Raw genomic sequence first — 16,727 nt, forward strand, 5'->3', positions numbered from 1 at the left:
GGATGCCGCGCTATCAGCGCGGCATCCGTTCCCGCCGACGCCGGCGGTGAAGTCCGTTAAGCTTTGCGGATGTCCCCCGCACACTTCCCCCAATGAGCGTCCTGCGCTTCGACAACGTCAGCAAGCAGTATCCCGGCGGCCACACGGCGCTGTCGGAGGTCAGCTTCGACGTCGGTGTGGGAGAAATGCTGTTCGTTACCGGTCATTCCGGCGCGGGCAAAAGCACCCTGCTGCGGATGGTGCACCTGGCCGAGCGGCCCAGTCGCGGTGCGGTGCTGTTCGCCGAACGCAATCTGGCGCGGGTGCGCGGGCGCAAGGTGGCCATGCATCGGCGCGAAGTGAGCGTGGTGTTCCAGGACCACCGGCTGCTGACCGACCGCAGCGTGTTTGAAAACATCTCCCTGCCGCTGATCCTGCGCGGCATGCGCCGCCCCGAGATCGGCAAGCGCGTGCGTACTGCACTGGAGCGGCTTGGCCTGGGGGCCCGCGAGAAGGCGCTTCCTGGCGAACTGTCCGCCGGCGAGCAGCAGCGGGTCGGCATTGCCCGGGCGATCGTTGGCGAGCCGCGCCTGCTGGTGGCCGACGAGCCCACCGGCAACCTGGATCCCACCCTGGCGGCGGAGATCATGGCCCTGTTTGAAAGCCTGCCCGAGCGCGGCACCAGCGTGCTGGTGGCCAGCCACGACCTGGCGCTGGTCAAGCGGATGAAAAAACGCGTGCTGGTGCTCGATCACGGGCGTCTGGTGGACGATATTTCCCCGCAGGATCTTGCCGATGAGTGAGCAGCGCGCCGCATCCACTCCGGCAGCACCCACCGCGCCGCGCTCCGGCCTGGGCACCTGGGGGGATCATCATCTCTACAGTTTCTTTTCCAGCCTCGGGCGGGTGTTCCGCCGGCCGTGGGCGACGGCGCTGACCATCGGCGTGATGGCAGTGGCATTGGCCCTGCCGATGGGGCTGTGGCTGGTGCTGGACAACGTGTCGCGCCTGTCCGGCAGCGTGCAGGAGTCGCGCGAGATCGGGGTGTTCCTGCAGCAGGATATGGATGCGGCCGCGGCCGGAGAGCTCGCGGACAGATTGCGTGCGCGCGCCGATGTCGCCAGCGTCGAATTACGTACCCCGGAACAGGGGCTGCAGGAACTGCGCGAACGCGGCGGCCTGGGTGATGCCATCGATGCCGTGGGCGAGAACCCGCTGCCCAGTCTGCTGATCGTAATACCCGAAGGCGACGAAATGGCCCTCGCCGGCGCATTGCGCGCGCTGCCGGAGGCGGCGCTGGTGCAGCACGATGCCGAGTGGCGCCAGCGCCTGGATGACTGGCTTGAATTTGGCGCGCGGCTGGTGTTGGTGCTGGGGGTATTGCTGGGGCTGGGCGCGCTGCTGGTGGTCGGCAATACCGTGCGCCTGGATATCCAGGCCCGGCGCGAGGAAATCGGCGTGCTGCAGCTGCTGGGCGCCACCGACGGCTTCATTCGCCGGCCGTTCCTGTATCTGGGCGCCTGGTATGGCCTGGGCTCCGGAGCACTGGCGTTGACCCTGCTCGCCGTGACCGGAATGGCCCTGCGCGCGCCGGTGGCCGAGCTGGCCGCCAGCTACGGCAGCGGCTTTGCCCTGCGCGGGTTTTCCCCGCTGCAGTTGCTGGCGGTGCTGGTCGGCTCGGGTGCGCTGGGCTGGATCGGCGCCAGCGTGGTGACCGGCCACTTCCTGCGCCAGACCCGGCCCACCGACACGTGAGCACGGACAGCGCTGCCGATCCGCATCGCCTGCGCCACGTGGCCAGCGACTCGCCGCGGATCATGGTGGTGGATGGATCGCGCCTGGTGCGGCGGCTGATCGGCGACGTGCTGCGCGCGGAACTGGCCAATGTGGACGTGGTGGAGTGCGACGGCCTGGCCCAGGCCCAGGCTGCGCTGGAGGCCTCGCCGGTGGATCTGGTGACCACCTCCCTGGTGCTGCCCGATGGCGACGGGATGCAGCTGGCGCGCCGGGTGCGCGAGGCCGCCGGGCAGCGCTACGTGCCGGTGATCGTGGTCTCGGGCGAAGCGCAGTCGCGTCTGGAGATGCGCCGCTTCACCGAAGACGTCACCGACTATTTCGACAAATCCCTGGGGCTCGGGGCGCTGGCGGCGTTCATCCGCGGCTATGTGCTGCCCGAGCCGATCCCGGGCGCGAAAGTGCTGTACGTGGAAGACAGCCGCACGGTAGCGGTTGCCACCCGGCGCATGCTGCAGGCGCGGGACATGGAAGTGGTGCACGTGGTCAGCGCCGAGGAGGGCCTGGCCCATCTGCGCGAGCAGGCCGGGACCGAGGGTGCACCAGGCGTGGATCTGCTGCTGACCGATGTGTACCTGAAGGGCGAGATGAGCGGACGCGACCTGTTGCATGCAGTGCGCGGCGAGCTGGGCTACAGCAAGCGCCGCCTGCCGGTGCTGGTGATGACCGGCGATGACAACCGCATCAACCAGATGGGCCTGCTGCGCGAAGGCGCCAACGATCTGGTGCTCAAGCCGATCGAAGAGCGCCTGCTGGTGACCAAGGTCCTGTTCCAGCTCCGCCTCTCCCGCCTCCCCATGTAGGAGCGCGCATGGCGCGCTCCTACGCAAGCCGGCGGGTAAGATTGGGGGATGGTTTCGCCATCTTCAGACAACGATCGGATCCGGCTCGAACCCTCCTGGAAGGCCCAGGTAGGCGATTACCTGCATCGGCCCGAAATGCAGGCGCTCTCCACCTTCCTGCGCGAGCGCTCCGCCGCAGGCGCACGCATCTTCCCCCCGGCCCGGAACATCTTCGCCGCCTTCGATGCCACCCCGTTCGACCAGGTCAAGGTGGTGATTCTGGGCCAGGACCCGTACCACGGCCCCGGTCAGGCGCACGGGCTGTGCTTTTCGGTACAGCCGGATGTGCCGGTGCCGCCTTCGCTGCTGAACATGTACAAGGAAATCGAGCGCGACCTCGGCCTGCCACGCCCGGATCACGGCCACCTCATGGCGTGGGCGCGCCAGGGCGTGCTGCTGCTCAACGCCGTGCTGACCGTGGAGCAGGGCAAGGCCGGCGCCCATCAGGGCAGGGGGTGGGAGGAATTCACCGATCACGTGGTCGAGGTGCTGGACCGGGAGCGGGAAGGGTTGGTATTCATGCTGTGGGGCAGCTATGCACAGAAAAAGGGCCGGATCGTGGACGCACGCCGGCACCGGGTGCTGCGGACCACGCACCCTTCACCGCTGTCGGCGCATCGTGGCTTCCTTGGCTGTGGCCATTTTTCCGCCGCCAATGAGTATCTGAAGCGGCGTGGACAGGCTCCGATCGACTGGTCTTTGCCATCCGTTCGCGTTCCATAAAGGGAACGCTGGGAACTTCCGCAGCTGTTAGCGGTCAGATATGAAGACTGCTAAAGTAGGTGACTATGACCCAGAACACTCTCTCCCAAGCAATGGTTTCAAGCAGCCTGCCGGTGCCGAGCGCGCTTGGTTCGCTCGACGCCTATATCGGCGCCGTGTACCAGATTCCGGTGCTTTCGGCGGAAGACGAGCAGGCCCTGGCCCACCGCTACCGTGATGACGGCGATCTTGTGGCCGCCCAGGAGCTGGTGCATTCGCACCTGCGCTTCGTGGTGCACGTGGCCCGTGGATACATGGGTTACGGGCTGCCGCTGGGCGATCTGATCCAGGAAGGCAACATCGGCCTGATGAAGGCGGTCAAGCGCTTCAAGCCCGAGGTGGGCGTGCGCCTGGTGTCCTTCGCAGTGCATTGGATCCGTGCGGAAATGCACGAGTACATCCTCAAGAACTGGCGCATCGTGAAGGTGGCCACCACCAAGGCGCAGCGCAAGCTGTTCTTCAACCTGCGCAGGAGCAAGAAGCGCCTGGGTTGGATGAACGCCGAGGAAGTGAGCACCGTGGCCAAGGACCTGAACGTGCCCGAGCGCGAGGTGCTGGCGATGGAGTCGCGCCTGTCAGGCCGGGATATCGGCTTTGATGCCCCCGCGGATGATGGCAGCGAACGGATGCCGCCGGCGCCGGAAAATTTCCTGGTGTCCGCCGCGGAAGACCCGGCCGTCGCCTTTGAGCGCGAAGATGGCGAGGACCATCGTCTGTCCCTGCTGCGTGAGGGCCTGGCCGAACTGGATGATCGCTCGCGCGACATCATCCAGCGCCGCTGGCTCAACGCGGACGCCAAGGAAACCCTGCAGGAGCTGGCCGACGAATATGGCGTGTCGGCCGAGCGTATCCGCCAGGTCGAGGCCAACGCACTGAAGAAGATGCGCGGCCTGATAGCCGCCTGATCGAACGCAAGCTTCAACAGGAAACGGCCCGGTCTTCCGGGCCGTTTTTGTTTGCGTCACCCGCTCCCGCACGGGCTACCAGTTGAACAGGACCAGGCTGATCGCGAGCGCGCCCATGCCGGTAACCAACCCGTACACGGTTTCGTGGCCCTTGGCATAGCGCTTGGCCGCGGGCAGCAGTTCGTCCAGCGCCAGGAACACCATCACCCCGGCGATGACGCCGAAGATCGTCCCGTACAGCGCTTCTGACAGGAATGGCCCCAGCAACACGTAGCCGATGATCGCGCCGAGCGGCTCGGCCAGCCCCGACAGCAGGCAGGCGAGCACGGCGAGGCCTTTCTTGCCGGTGGCGTAGTACACCGGCACCGCAATGGCGATGCCTTCCGGGATGTTGTGGATGGCGATGGCGAAGGCCAGCGGCAGGCCCACCGCGGGATCGGACAGGGTGGCAAAGAACGTGGCCAGCCCTTCGGGGAAGTTGTGCGCGGTGATGGCGGCGGCGGTCAGCAGCCCGACTCGCCGGATCTGGTGGCGGTCGTGCTGCTGGTAGAACGGGTCATCGGTTTCCAGCCGCTCGTGCGGATTGGGGATGAGCCGGTCGATCACCACGATCAGCAGTACCCCGGCCAGGAAGGAGAAGGTGCCGTAGGAGAAGCCGCGCGCATCGCCGAACTGGATCGCAAAGGTGGCAATCGATTTGTTGAGGATGTCCGACAGCGATACGTACACCATCGCCCCGCCGGCGAATGCCAGGCCGAAGGCGAGCATGCGGGCGCTGGGCTTGCGGGTGGCGAACACCAGCAGGCCGCCCAGGCCGGTGGCCAGTCCGGCGGCGGTGGTCACGGCGAGCGCAAGCAGGACGTTGCTGGTGGTGGGATCGAGCATTGCCGGTCAGGTGAGGTGACACCGGCGACGTGCCGACGATGGCCGCGGCGGCCATCGGATCATCCTACCCAAAGAGGCAGCCGACGCGCCACGCCGGCCGCGCGAAAACCTCAGCGCAGGCGCTGGGCCAGCAGCGTCTCCAGCTTGCGCTGGTCGGCGGCGAAGCGGCGGATGCCGTCGGCCAACTTCTCGGTGGCCATGGCATCTTCGTTGTGCTGCCAGCGGAAGGTGATCTCGTCCAATGCGGTCGGTGGATCGGCGCGTTCGCCATCGTTCACCAGGCCGCGATCGACCGCCGCGTCAGATGACTCCAGTTCGCCCAGCAGCTCCGGCGAAATGGTCAGCCGGTCGCAGCCGGCCAGTGCCAGCACCTGCCCGGTATTGCGGAAGCTGGCGCCCATCACCACGGTGTCGTAGCCGTGGCGCTTGTACCAGTTCCAGATGCGCTGCACGGACTGCACGCCCGGATCGTCCTGCGGCGTCGCCGGCGGCTGGTCGCCATTGGCCAGGTGCCAATCCAGAATGCGGCCGACGAAGGGCGAGATCAGGAACACCCCGGCCTCGGCGCAGGCCACGGCCTGGGCAAACGAGAACAGCAGGGTCAGGTTGCAGTGGATGCCTTCGCGCTCCAGCTGTTCGGCAGCGCGGATGCCCTCCCAGGTGGAAGCGATCTTGATCAGCAGACGGTCGGTGCCAATGCCGGCTTCGGCATACAGCGCCACCAGGCGGCGGGCCTTGGCCACGGTGGCCTCGGTGTCGAAGCTCAGGCGCGCATCGACCTCGGTGGAAACGCGGCCCGGGATCAGCTTGAGGATCTCGCCACCGATCGCCACCGCCAGCCGGTCGCAGGCGTCGGCCAGGCGTGCATCGCCCTCGCCGGAGGCCTTGGCCACGGCGTCGTCGATGAAGTGCGCGTAGGCGGGCAGCGAGGCGGCCTTGAGCAACAGCGACGGGTTGGTGGTGGCATCCATCGGCCGGAAGCGGGCGATGGCCTCGATGTCGCCGGTGTCGGCGACCACGGCAGACAGGCCGCGCAGTTGTTCAAGCTGGTTCGACATTCGGGACGGCTCCACGGCGACAGTGCGGCCCGCCATTGTCTCATCCCCCCTGCCCGCCCACACCAATCGTCACGCGGCTTCGCGCGCATGGCGCGCTCCTACTGGGGGCGGTACGCTCGGGGCTGGCAAAAGGAACCGGGACTCTGCATGGCCGACACCGAACTGCGCATCGCGCTGCTGATCGACGCCGACAACGCGCCGGCCAGCAGGATCGAACCGATCCTCACCGAACTGGCCCGCCACGGCGTGGCCAACGTGCGCCGCGCCTACGGCAACTGGAAGAGCCCGCACCTGAAAAGCTGGGAGGATTGCCTGCACACTTACGCCATCCAGCCCGTCCAGCAATTCGCCTACACCGCGCGCAAGAACGCCTCGGACATGGCGATGGTCATCGACGCCATGGACCTGCTGTACACGGGCAACCTGGACGGCTTCGCGATCGTGTCCAGCGATGCCGACTTCACCCCGCTGGTGATGCGCCTTCGCAACCAGAACATGCGCGTGTTCGGCTTCGGCGAGGAGAAGACGCCCAAGCCGTTCGTCAACGCCTGCTCGACCTTCCTGTATCTGGAAAAACTGGGCGCGGCCGATGACGATGGCAAGCCAACCGCGTCCCGGCCCAAGTCCAGCTCCGAGCTGCAGGCTGATACGAAACTGATCCACCTGTTGCGCAACGCGGTATCGGCGACCTCGGACGATTCGGGCTGGGCGCACCTGGGCGTGGTCGGCAGTCACATCCGCAACCACACCTCGTTCGACGAGCGCAATCATGGCTACCGGAATCTGAGCGCGCTGTTTGAGGCGACGGGGCTGTTCGACCTGCGCCGCGAAGGCCAGCTGGTCGAGATCCGCGAGAAGCCCAAGACCAAACCCCGCAAAGCTGCCCGCAAGAAAACCCCCGCCACCTGATCCCCGCGGTTAACCCCGAGTAGGAGCGCGCCATGCGCGCGAAGCCGCGTGACGATTGGTTTGCAGGGATGGGCCGGCGGGACAGCGCCTGTCAGGACACGCTGTGAATACGTCCATGTACGCTTGTCGGCGACGTCCATGTCGCCGACAGTCCTGACAGGCGCTGCCCCACCGGCCCCTCAACGATGTGGCGATCTACCTGGGACAGAATTCACGCGGCTTCGCGCGCATGGCGCGCTCCTACAACAGCGGGGCGTTGTGTGAACAGGTTGAAGCCCATGGCACGGCTGCGGGCGGGGTTGGGGCCGGGAATCAATAGAGGTCGATTGGATCCACATCCAATGACCAGCGCACCTTGCGCGCTTCGGGCAATGAATGCAGCTGCACAACCACGGCGCGCAGCGCCGCGTGCAGGGGCGCGCGCTGTGGGGCGGAGAGCAGCAGCTGGGCACGGTACTGGCCGGCGCGCCGCGCCATCGGCGCCGGCATGGGACCGTTGATTTCCACCTCGGGCGCAGCCCGCCTGCCGCCGCTCTGCTCCTGCCACGCGGCCAGTGCGCGCCGGGCCGCGTGCAGGAAGGCCATCGGCGGCTCGGCGTGTTTGGACTCGGCCCGCAGCATGGCCAGATGCGCGAACGGCGGGAAGCCGGCCGCCTCGCGCTGCTCCAGCTCGGTTTCGGCAAACGCGTGATAGCCGCCGTTGATCAGGGTATCCAGAAGCGGATGGTCGGGGTGGTGGGTCTGCAGCACCACTTCGCCGGCCCGTTCCGCACGCCCCGCGCGGCCGGCCACCTGGATCAACAGCTGGGCGAGCTTTTCCGATGCGCGAAAATCCGCCGAAAACAGACCTTCGTCAATGCCAACCACCGTCACCAGGGTCAGGCCGGCCAGGTCGTGTCCCTTGGCCAGCATCTGGGTGCCCACCAGGATCCCGGGCCGGTCGCCAAGTTCAGCGAACAGCCGTTCCAGCGCGTCGCGCCGGCGGGTGCTGCCGCGATCGATGCGCAGCACCGGATGATCGGGAAAGCGCTGGATGAGCAGCTCTTCGAGCCGTTCGGTGCCGATCCCCTGCGGCTGCAGGCCCAGTCCGGCGCAGTCCGGACAGGCCAGCGGGGCCGCGCGACGCTGGCCGCAGTGGTGGCACTGCAGGCGGCGGCCGTGCGCGTGCACGGTCATCGGCCGGTTCTGTTCGGGGCTGGAGCAGCGCGTGCAGCCTGCGCTCCAGCCGCAGTCGTGGCACATCAGCACCGGTGCGTAGCCGCGCCGATTGCGAAACACCAGCACCTGTCCGCCGGCCGCCAGCGCCCGGTCCACCGAGTCGAGCAGCTCGGCCGACATGCCCGCTTCCAGAGGCCGCTTGCGCACGTCCAGCACCCGCACCGGCGGCGGCCGGCCGCTGCCCGCGCGCCGACTCAGGCGCAGGTGCACGTAGCGGCCGCTGCGGGCGTTGTGCAGGGTTTCCAGCGAAGGGGTAGCGCTGCCCAGCACGATCGGCACGGCCAGCGCCTTGGCCCGCACCAGGGCGAAATCCCGGGCGTGATAGCGGAAGCCGTCCTGCTGCTTGTAGCTGCCGTCGTGCTCTTCGTCGATCACGATCAGCCCGGCCTGCGGCAGCGGGGTGAATACCGCCGAACGGGTGCCGACGATCACCCGCGCCTCGCCGCGCCAGGCGGCCGCCCACACCCGCGCGCGCTCGGCATCGTTCAATCCCGAATGACTGGCGTGCACCGGCACGCCCAGACGCGCCCGGAAGCGCCCCAGCAGCTGCGGCGTCAGCCCGATCTCGGGCACCAGCACCAGCGCCTGGCGGCCCCGCGCCAGGCAGTCGGCGATGGCCTGCAGGTACACCTCGGTCTTGCCACTGCCGGTGACCCCGTCCAGCAGCAGGGGCACGAAGCCCGCCGCGCTGGCCTGGATGGCGGCGATGGCCTCGGCCTGCTCGGGGTTGGGTTCGGGCCCGGGCTGGGGGGCGGGCGCCAGCTGCGAGGCGGGGATGGCGATGCGCTCGGCCAGGCCGCGTTCGGACAGGGTGCGCGCCGCGGGACGCCAGCCGGGCAGCAGGTGGTCCAGCGTGGCATCGTCGCGGGTACTGCTTTCCAGCAGCTCGGCAAGCCGGCGCGGGCGGCCCTGGCGCATGCCGGACACGCTGGAGGCCCCGGCTTCGGTCAGCCGCCACGCCCACTCATGGGTGTCGGGCAGCGGCTCGCCCCGGCGCAGGGTTGCCGGCAGGGCGGTGGCCAGCACCTCGCCGGCCGGTGCATGGGTGTAGCGCGCCAGCCAGCGGGTGGACGTGTGCAGCTCACCGGCCAGCAGCGGACCCGGATCCAGCCAGGCCAGGGCCTGGCGCAACCCCTTGGCGTCGGTGTCGGCAGGTCCGCAGCCTTCCACGATCCCAACCAGCTCTCGCTGCCCGAACGGCACCCGCACCCGTCGACCGACGTCCTGCAGCGAAGCGGCGTGACCGTCGGGCGGCAGATAGTCGAACAGGCGCGGCAGCGGAACCGGCAGGGCAACCTGGAGGACGGTCTGGGCGGTGGATGGCATGGATGCAAGTCTAGGGGCTGCGTTGCCCGGCGGGAGTGCTGCACCCCCCGTTTATCTGCAAGTGCCGGTCGGCAAAGGAAATTTCCCGTTATCCACATCTGCTGTGGATAAGTCTGTGTATGGGTCCCCGCCTGTGGTCGTTTGGGCCAGTACCCATGCGGCTTTCCTGAACTTGGCTAAAAATGAGCCAACCAATCTTTTCTGTTGAAATTCAATGATTTGCCCGTGAAACATTTCCGCAATATCGGCCCAGGACGCCGCTTCGATCAGGAAGATGACGACGCCGTGAGTCCTGTGTACAACCGGTTTTGTCAAGTCCTGGAATGGTCGAAAGGGACCCCGGACCGGTGAGTTGGCCGTCGCTGCCAGGGCGCACGCTCCGCTTTCCCGCAAGTGCTTGCCAGGCAAGGAGATTTGTCCTTATCCACACATCCTGTGGATAACTCTGTGCATCAGTGGTTGGCAGGGGGCGTTTGGCCCTTCATCCATGCGGCTTTCCTGAACTTGGCTAAAAATGAGCCACTACGTGTTTTCCATTGAAATTCAACGGCTTGCCCGTGAAACATTGCTGCAACGCTGGTCGGTCGCGGAAGTTGGTTGGGGTTGGTGATGGCTGCGTGATCGCTGTGCACAACTTGTTTTGTCAAGTCCACGGATGGCCCAAGTTGCAGGCCAATCCTGTGAGCGGACTCACGTTTCGGCTGCAAGTGCGTGACAGCAAAGGAGATTCGTCCGTTATCCACACCGCCTGTGGATAAGTCTGTGCATGGTTGTACATTTCCGGGCATCCGGGCCTTCACACATGCCACTTTGGTAAACTTGGCGAAAAATGCGCCAGACAGATGTTTCGCTTATCAATCAATGGGTTGGCCGTGAAACAATTTGGCAATATTCATTGATGGCGGCGTAACGGGCGCGGTGGCCGGGTCTTTGCGGCCGCTGTGCACAACATTTTTCGCGCGGGGTGGAAAGAGGGTGCTCAGCAGGAGAAAGTCAAGCCGCCGTCGGAGCCGCGCCACAGCTATGATGCGGGTGCTGATGAACCCGATCCGATGCCCCCTCCGCCCGTGAAAGAACCAGCACTGGCCTCTCCCGCCCTGTCCGCTTTCCTGCGCGGCGTTGAACGCCGGGCGGCGGTATTCGCGCACCTGCAGTGCGGCGACGAAGCTGCCGGCACGGAGGCGCTTGCCGAGACAATGGCCGGTTTTCGCGCCGTGGCCGCCCGGACCGCGTTTGGCGACTGGCCGCGACGGTTCTGGGCGATGCTGCTGGCCGCCCCGCAGCTGCGCGATGCCGAGACCGGCGGGCGCTGGCCCGATGAATTCCAGGCCCTGGCCGAGGCCGGTCGTGGACCGCGCGCTGCGCTGCTGCTGAGGCTGGTCGCGCACGTTTCCGAAGCGGACGCTGCTGCCGCGCTGGGCGTTGCCCGACCGACGTATCGGATGGCACTGCGCCGCGCGCTGCCGCGGGGCGAAGACGGCCGCGGCGATGATCTTGCCTGGCAGGAGCTCGGCGCAGCAGCGCAGCAGGCGGTGCGGGATATTTCCCCGCAGCGGCTGGAGGAACTGGCGCAGCTGCGCGAAGCCGCGATGCAGGGCGTGGCGTGGGTGCCGGCACCTGCGCCCCGTGAGTCCGCTTCGCAGCTGGATCACCCGCAACACGAGCGCCCGCGCTGGCTGTGGCCGGCGCTGGGGCTGGTCGTGCTGGCCACCGTGGTTGCGGTTGCCGTGGTTCCCCGGCTGGCGGGCCAGGTCGGCGGGCCCGATGGCGGTCCGGACCGAATCCTCAGCGAAGAACTTGCGCCCGGGTCCAGGCCCGGAGAGGCCCTGGAAGGGGATCTGGCGCTGCTGACCCACCCGGATTTCGAGCTGTTGGCCGAAGAGCCGCAGGACGCCGCCATGCGCACCCCGGCCTTCCATGCCTGGCTGGTGCACCAGATCGAGGGGTTGCCGCCGGAGGATGTGATGCGCGGGCAGCGGGAAGAAACGCCGGGCGACGTTGAAGGCGCCGACGAAGAGGGGTTCGATGATGTGCCCTGACCGGCCAGTGCGTACAGCGGCCCGGTTGCTGGCCGCGCTGGGGCTGGCCACCGCGCTGGCCGCATCGCTGGCTATCCCCGCGGCATTGGCGCTGCCGCCCGCTCTGCAGGAATACGGCCAGGCGCTGCCTGCGCCCGAACGGGAGCAGCTGGCCCGGCGCCACGCCCAGTTGCAGGCCATGTCGCCCGCGGCGCGCGATGCGCTGCGCGAACGCGCCGAGCAATGGGACGCGCTGCCGCTGGCCGAGCGCCGGGCGCGACGCGATGCCTGGCAGGCGTGGACCCGGCTGCCTGCCGCGGCCCAGGCAAAGTTGCGTGCGGCGGCCGGGGCGTATGCGGTCCTGCCGGATGAGCGCCAGCAGGCGCTGACCGACGCCTTCGCCGCATTGGACGCCTCTGAGCGCAACGGCTGGGCACTGGGTCCCGACGTGGGGGCGGACTGGCCGACGCTGCATCCGCTGTTCGCGCTGGTGCCGCTGCCGCAGCAGGACGAACTGCTGGCGGTGCTGCTGTCGATGGACGAGCGCGAACGCCAGGATCTGGGCGTGCTGGCCCAGCGCACGCCGCCCGGCGAGCGCGAAGAGCTGCGCCGCGTGCTGCTGACCACGCCGGCTGAAAACCGCGGCCCGTGGCTGCGGCAGATGGTTGGCCCCTGACCGGAAATGCCAAGCTTCGGTCGTGAACTGCGCACCACGGTGGTGCTTGCCGGTCCGCTGGTGGTCGGCCATGTCGCCACGGGCCTGATCGGCCTGGTCGACAGCCTGATCGCCGGTCGCCACGGCACCGCAACCCTGGCCGCGGTGTCGGTGGGCACGGCCATGTTCTGGCTGCCGCTGATGATTCCGATGGGCACGCTGATGGCGCTGCCGCCGACGGTGTCGCAGCTGGATGGCAGCGGCCGCCGTGGGGAAATCGGCGCGGTGTTCCGCCAGGCGCTGTGGCTGTCGGTGATCCTGGGCGCACTGCTGTTCGGACTGTTGACGGTGGGGGTGTACGCGCTGGAACCGATGGGCATCGCCGCGGAGATCCGCCCGGGGGCAGCTGCGTTCCTGCACGGGATCCGCTGGGGCGTGCCGGCGCTGACCCTGTATTTCTGCATGCGCTACCTCAGCGACGGGCTGCACTGGACCCTGCCGACCATGGTGTTCGGCTTTGGTGGGCTGCTGCTGTTGATCCCGCTCGGCTTCCTGCTGACCTTTGGTGGCTGGGGTGTGCCGGAGATGGGCGCGGGCGGACTTGGCTGGGCCTCGGCGATCGTGCTGTGGGCGCAGGCCATCGCCTTCTTCCTGTACCTGTGGGGCTCGCGCCGGTTCGCAGATCTGGGCCTGTTCGAGCGCTTCGACCCGCCGGACCGCAAGCGCATTGGCGAGCTGCTGCGGGTCGGGCTGCCGATCGGGATCACGGTGGCGATGGAGGGCGGGCTGTTCGTGGCCACGTCGCTGCTGATCGGGCGGCTGGGGCAGATCGAGGCGGCCGCCCACCAGATTGCGATCAACCTGTCCGGGCTGTGTTTCATGATTCCGTTTGCGGTGTCCGAAGCCACCACCGTGCGGGTGGGGCACGCGTTCGGGCGGGGACTTGGACGGCAGGGGGTGCGCCGCGCCGCATTTGCCGGACTGCTGGTGGTGCTGATCACCCAGACCTTCAGCGCCATCGTGCTGCTGACCGGAAGCAGCCAGCTGGCGGGCCTGTACACCAATGACGCCGGCGTGGCCGCGCTGGGCGCTTCACTGCTGCTGCTGGCGGCGGTGTACCAGTTCCCCGATGGCATCCAGGTGCTCTCTGCCGGGGCCCTGCGCGGGCTCAAGGACACCCGGGTGCCGATGCTGCTGGCAGCGATCTCCTACTGGGCGGTGGGCATGGCGGTGGGGGCATGGCTGGGTCTGGGCCTGGGCTGGGGGCCGCGCGGCATGTGGATCGGCCTGATCGCCGGACTGAGCATGGCCGCGGTGCTGCTCGGGGGCCGCTTCCTGCACCGCAGCGCACGCATCCCCCGCAGCCGGCCGCCGCAGCCCGAATTACCTCCGACGCATGATTCCGCGCCGGCCGCAGGCTAAGCTGTCACCAGCTTCCGTCGCCTCCAGAGTCAAACGATATGAACGAACCTCGCCGCCGCGGTCCTGTCGCGCGCGTATTAGTGGGCGTCTGGGACGCCATGAATTTCACCCGGCGCCTGATCTTCAACCTGATCTTCTTCGCGCTGCTGTTCATGGTGCTGGCGATCCTGGCTTCCGGCGACAAGACCGTGCCGCTGATGGACCGCACCACGCTGGTGATCGCACCCCAGGGGGCGATCGTGGAGCAGTACAGCGTGGATCCGGCGTCGCGCGCGCTGGCGAAGCTGATGGGCGATTCCAGCAGTGTCCAGGTGCAGCTGCGCGACCTGCTGCGGGCGATCGAGGCGGCCCGCGGGGACGAGCGCATCGAGCGGGTGTACCTGGACCTGGATGGGCTGCAGGGCGCGGGTATCGCCACCCTGCGCGAGGTCGCTGCCGCGCTGCGCGGCCTGCGTGACTCGGGCAAGCAGGTGATCGCCTACGGCACCGCCTACAGTCAGGGCAGCTACCTGCTGGCCGCGCAGGCCGACGAGGTCTATACCGACCCGATGGGCGGCATGGTGATGCTGGAAGGCTTCGCCAGCTACGGCCCGTACTTCGGCGAGGCGCTGCAGGACAAGCTCAGCGTGGACATCCACGTGTTCAAAGTGGGCGAATTCAAATCGGCGGTGGAGCCCTTCATCCTCAATGCGGCTTCGCCGGAGGCCAAGCAGGCCGACCTGTACTGGCTCAGCGACCTGTGGCAGCGCCACCTGGCGGATATTGCCGAAGCGCGCGGACTCAGCGCAGGCCAGCTGGAAGCGGGTATCGACGGCATGGCTGACGGGGTGGCCGCACTGGGCGGCGATTTCGCCCGCTACGCCGAGCAGCAGGGCCTGGTGGACGGATTGCTGACCCGGCCGCAGGTGGAGCAGCTGCTGACCGAACGCGGCGTGGCTGATGACGACGCGCACGGCGGGTTCCGCAACGTCTCACTGGACGCGTACCTGGCCCACGTGGACCGCGATGCGCCGCGCCTCAACCCGCGCCAGTCGCAGGTGGCGGTGGTGGTGGCCGAGGGTGGCATCAGCGATGGCGAGCGTCCGCCGGGCAGCATCGGTGGTGAATCCACTGCGGCCCTGCTGCGCGACGCGCTGGAAGACGAGCACATCAAGTCGGTGGTGCTGCGGGTCAACTCTCCCGGCGGTTCGGCCTATGCCTCCGAGCAGATCAACCGCGAGATCCAGGCGCTCACCGCCGCCGGCAAGCCGGTCGTGGTGTCGATGGGTTCAGTGGCCGCTTCAGGCGGCTACTGGATCAGCATGAACGCCGACCGCATCTACGCAGATCCGTCCACCATCACCGGTTCCATCGGGGTGTTCGGCATGCTGCCCAACTTCACCCGCAGTCTGGACCGGATCGGCATCCATACCGATGGTGTGGGCACCACGCCGCTGGCTGGTGCGTTTGATCCAACCCGTCCGCTGGAGCCCGACGTGGGCCGTCTGATCCAGTCCAGCGTGGAGAAGATCTACACCGATTTCGTTGGCAAGGTGGCGGCCGGTCGTGACACCACTGCCGAGGCGATCGATGCCGTGGCCCGTGGCCGGGTGTGGAGCGGCGCGCAGGCGCTGGATCGCGGCCTGGTCGACGAACTGGGAAGCTTGGGCGATGCGCTGGCCGAAGCGGCGCGGCTGGCGGAGCTGGACGAGGGTGACTACCGGGTGCGTTACGTGGAGAAGGCGCCGTCGGCCTTCGCCCAGTTCCTGGAAGGCATGTCGTCCACCCGCGTGGGTGCGATGCTGCTGGGCGACAGTGCGCTGGCACGCTCGTTGATGGTGAAGGCGGTGCCGGAGCTGGAGCGGCACGTGCAGGTGTTCGAGAATGCCCTGGACAACAGCCGCGGCCCGGCGGGCATCACCATGTCGTACTGCTTCTGCGACATGCGCTGATCTGATTCAGGTCGCGTCGGCTGGCGTCGCGGCCTGCGGCGTGGGTGGCTCGTCGATCGGCGGGGCTTCCGGTGGCGGCGAGCAGGCTGCCGCCAGCAGCACCGCGGCCGTGGCCAACAACCGGGTGAAGGTACGGGTCATGATCCGCTCCTGTTCTGGTCAACATGCCGGGTCAGCATGTTCGGGTCAGCAGTTATCCTACGACCTCATTCCAGTCGGGGTAGTGAAGAAATGGATCCGCAGCGCTGGCGCCTGGATGGGCAGCTTGCATTGGTCACCGGCGGCAGCGCCGGCATCGGCCGCGCGATTGCGCGGGAACTGCTGGGCTTCGGCGCCAGGGTGGTGATCGTGGCGCGCGATGGCGACGCGCTCGAAGTGGCACGCGAGGAGCTGCTGGACGAGTTCCCCCAAGGTGAGGTCCAGGCGCTGATCGGTGACGTGGCCGACGATGAGCAGCGCCGCGAGATTCTGGACTGGGTGGAGGACCAGGGCGACGGGCTCAACATCCTGGTCAACAACGCCGGCGGCAACCTGCCACGACGGGCGACCGAGTACGCCGAGGACGAGTGGCGGGAGATCTTCGAGGTCAACCTGTTCAGCGCCTTCGAGCTGTCGCGCTACGCTTTCCCGCTGCTGACCCAGCACCCGGGCTCGGCCATCGTCAACGTGGGCAGCGTCTCCGGCCTGACCCATGTGCGCACCGGCGCCCCCTACGGCATGAGCAAGGCGGCGCTGCACCAGATGACCCGCAACCTGGCGGTGGAGTGGGCCGCGGAAGGCGTGCGGGTGAACGCCGTGGCGCCCTGGTATATCCGCACCCGGCGCACCTCAGGCGCGCTGGCGGATCCCGATTACCTGGACGAGGTGCTGCTGAGCACGCCGATGAACCGGATCGGTGAGCCGGAGGAAGTGGCCGCCGCGGTGGCATTCCTGTGCCTGCCGGCATCGAGCTACGTCACCGGCGAGTGCATCGCCGTGGACGGCGGTTTCCTGCGCTACGGGTTCTGATCCCGTGCGGGGCCG

At 67.9% G+C, this 16,727-nt stretch carries 15 protein-coding genes; 11 read left to right on the plus strand and 4 right to left on the minus strand.

The features are described from left to right. Positions 1–92: 92 nt before the first annotated feature. From ftsE to rpoH, 5 genes are all read left to right on the plus strand, one after another. A complete protein-coding gene (ftsE, locus tag WCE59_RS05590; RefSeq protein ID WP_343257746.1) occupies positions 93–782 on the plus strand; it encodes a cell division ATP-binding protein FtsE in 690 nt (229 codons plus the stop codon). Beyond that, positions 775–1,734 (plus strand): permease-like cell division protein FtsX, encoded by a 960-nt coding sequence (ftsX, locus tag WCE59_RS05595; RefSeq protein ID WP_343257747.1) that lies wholly within the window; start codon positions 775–777, stop codon positions 1,732–1,734. The genes ftsE and ftsX overlap by 8 nt, the downstream gene beginning before the upstream one ends. Positions 1,735–1,796: 62 nt before the next feature. Continuing rightward, positions 1,797–2,576: a response regulator gene (locus WCE59_RS05600; RefSeq protein WP_343257912.1), complete on the plus strand. Its 780-nt coding sequence runs from the start codon at positions 1,797–1,799 to the stop codon at positions 2,574–2,576. Between the two features lie 48 nt (positions 2,577–2,624). Beyond that, positions 2,625–3,338, plus strand: a complete 714-nt coding sequence (ung, locus tag WCE59_RS05605) for a uracil-DNA glycosylase (RefSeq protein WP_343257748.1) — start codon at positions 2,625–2,627, stop codon at positions 3,336–3,338. Positions 3,339–3,403: 65 nt separating this feature from the next. Further along, complete coding sequence (gene rpoH, locus WCE59_RS05610; protein ID WP_343257749.1) at positions 3,404–4,282, plus strand: RNA polymerase sigma factor RpoH; 879 nt, start codon at positions 3,404–3,406, stop codon at positions 4,280–4,282. Positions 4,283–4,357: 75 nt separating this feature from the next. On the opposite strand, the gene zupT is transcribed toward rpoH, so the two are convergent. Both zupT and tal read right to left on the minus strand, forming a co-directional pair. Next, the gene (gene zupT, locus WCE59_RS05615) at positions 4,358–5,167 is read right to left on the minus strand and encodes a zinc transporter ZupT (protein ID WP_343257750.1); all 810 of its coding nucleotides are present in this window, start codon (positions 5,165–5,167) and stop codon (positions 4,358–4,360) included. 110 nt (positions 5,168–5,277) lie between these two features. Beyond that, complete coding sequence (tal, locus tag WCE59_RS05620; protein WP_343257751.1) at positions 5,278–6,225, minus strand: transaldolase; 948 nt, start codon at positions 6,223–6,225, stop codon at positions 5,278–5,280. A 147-nt stretch (positions 6,226–6,372) separates the two neighbouring features. On the opposite strand from tal, the gene WCE59_RS05625 reads away from it, so the two are divergent. Continuing rightward, positions 6,373–7,134: an NYN domain-containing protein gene (locus WCE59_RS05625; RefSeq protein WP_343257752.1), complete on the plus strand. Its 762-nt coding sequence runs from the start codon at positions 6,373–6,375 to the stop codon at positions 7,132–7,134. A gap of 312 nt (positions 7,135–7,446) precedes the next feature. On the opposite strand, the gene WCE59_RS05630 is transcribed toward WCE59_RS05625, so the two are convergent. Continuing rightward, entirely contained in the window at positions 7,447–9,678 is a 2,232-nt protein-coding gene (locus WCE59_RS05630; protein WP_343257753.1) for a primosomal protein N', read from the minus strand. 1,067 nt (positions 9,679–10,745) lie between these two features. Here WCE59_RS05630 and WCE59_RS05635 point away from each other — a divergent pair. From WCE59_RS05635 to sppA, 4 genes are read left to right on the plus strand one after another with little or no spacing between them, the layout of a single operon-like run. Continuing rightward, positions 10,746–11,717, plus strand: a complete 972-nt coding sequence (locus WCE59_RS05635; protein ID WP_343257754.1) for a hypothetical protein — start codon at positions 10,746–10,748, stop codon at positions 11,715–11,717. 7 nt (positions 11,718–11,724) lie between these two features. Continuing rightward, on the plus strand, positions 11,725–12,372 hold the full coding sequence (locus WCE59_RS05640; RefSeq protein ID WP_343257755.1) for a DUF3106 domain-containing protein: 648 nt from the start codon (positions 11,725–11,727) through the stop codon (positions 12,370–12,372). A gap of 6 nt (positions 12,373–12,378) precedes the next feature. Further along, positions 12,379–13,773, plus strand: a complete 1,395-nt coding sequence (locus WCE59_RS05645) for an MATE family efflux transporter (RefSeq protein ID WP_343257756.1) — start codon at positions 12,379–12,381, stop codon at positions 13,771–13,773. A gap of 38 nt (positions 13,774–13,811) precedes the next feature. After that, positions 13,812–15,704, plus strand: coding sequence for a signal peptide peptidase SppA (gene sppA / locus WCE59_RS05650; protein WP_343257757.1), 1,893 nt, complete (start codon positions 13,812–13,814; stop codon positions 15,702–15,704). A gap of 6 nt (positions 15,705–15,710) precedes the next feature. Here the strand turns inward: sppA and WCE59_RS05655 are convergent, their stop codons facing one another. Then, on the minus strand, positions 15,711–15,845 hold the full coding sequence (locus tag WCE59_RS05655; RefSeq protein WP_343257758.1) for a hypothetical protein: 135 nt from the start codon (positions 15,843–15,845) through the stop codon (positions 15,711–15,713). Positions 15,846–15,935: 90 nt separating this feature from the next. Between WCE59_RS05655 and WCE59_RS05660 the strand changes: the two genes are divergently transcribed. Further along, on the plus strand, positions 15,936–16,712 hold the full coding sequence (locus tag WCE59_RS05660) for an SDR family oxidoreductase (protein ID WP_343257759.1): 777 nt from the start codon (positions 15,936–15,938) through the stop codon (positions 16,710–16,712). Positions 16,713–16,727 lie beyond the last annotated feature (15 nt).

Origin of the sequence: Luteimonas qiangzhengi, assembly GCF_039548515.1 — a bacterium.
GTDB lineage: Bacteria > Pseudomonadota > Gammaproteobacteria > Xanthomonadales > Xanthomonadaceae > Luteimonas.

Coding starts and splice junctions, on each gene's coding strand:
- sppA (WP_343257757.1), top strand. CDS start 13,812: ATGAACGAACCTCGCCGCCGCGGTCCTGTCGCGCGCGTATTAGTGGGC.
- tal (WP_343257751.1), bottom strand. CDS start 6,225: ATGTCGAACCAGCTTGAACAACTGCGCGGCCTGTCTGCCGTGGTCGCC.
- WCE59_RS05660 (WP_343257759.1), top strand. CDS start 15,936: ATGGATCCGCAGCGCTGGCGCCTGGATGGGCAGCTTGCATTGGTCACC.
- ftsE (WP_343257746.1), top strand. CDS start 93: ATGAGCGTCCTGCGCTTCGACAACGTCAGCAAGCAGTATCCCGGCGGC.
- WCE59_RS05645 (WP_343257756.1), top strand. CDS start 12,379: ATGCCAAGCTTCGGTCGTGAACTGCGCACCACGGTGGTGCTTGCCGGT.
- rpoH (WP_343257749.1), top strand. CDS start 3,404: ATGACCCAGAACACTCTCTCCCAAGCAATGGTTTCAAGCAGCCTGCCG.
- WCE59_RS05630 (WP_343257753.1), bottom strand. CDS start 9,678: ATGCCATCCACCGCCCAGACCGTCCTCCAGGTTGCCCTGCCGGTTCCG.
- WCE59_RS05625 (WP_343257752.1), top strand. CDS start 6,373: ATGGCCGACACCGAACTGCGCATCGCGCTGCTGATCGACGCCGACAAC.
- ung (WP_343257748.1), top strand. CDS start 2,625: ATGGTTTCGCCATCTTCAGACAACGATCGGATCCGGCTCGAACCCTCC.
- WCE59_RS05655 (WP_343257758.1), bottom strand. CDS start 15,845: ATGACCCGTACCTTCACCCGGTTGTTGGCCACGGCCGCGGTGCTGCTG.
- WCE59_RS05600 (WP_343257912.1), top strand. CDS start 1,797: ATGGTGGTGGATGGATCGCGCCTGGTGCGGCGGCTGATCGGCGACGTG.
- zupT (WP_343257750.1), bottom strand. CDS start 5,167: ATGCTCGATCCCACCACCAGCAACGTCCTGCTTGCGCTCGCCGTGACC.
- ftsX (WP_343257747.1), top strand. CDS start 775: ATGAGTGAGCAGCGCGCCGCATCCACTCCGGCAGCACCCACCGCGCCG.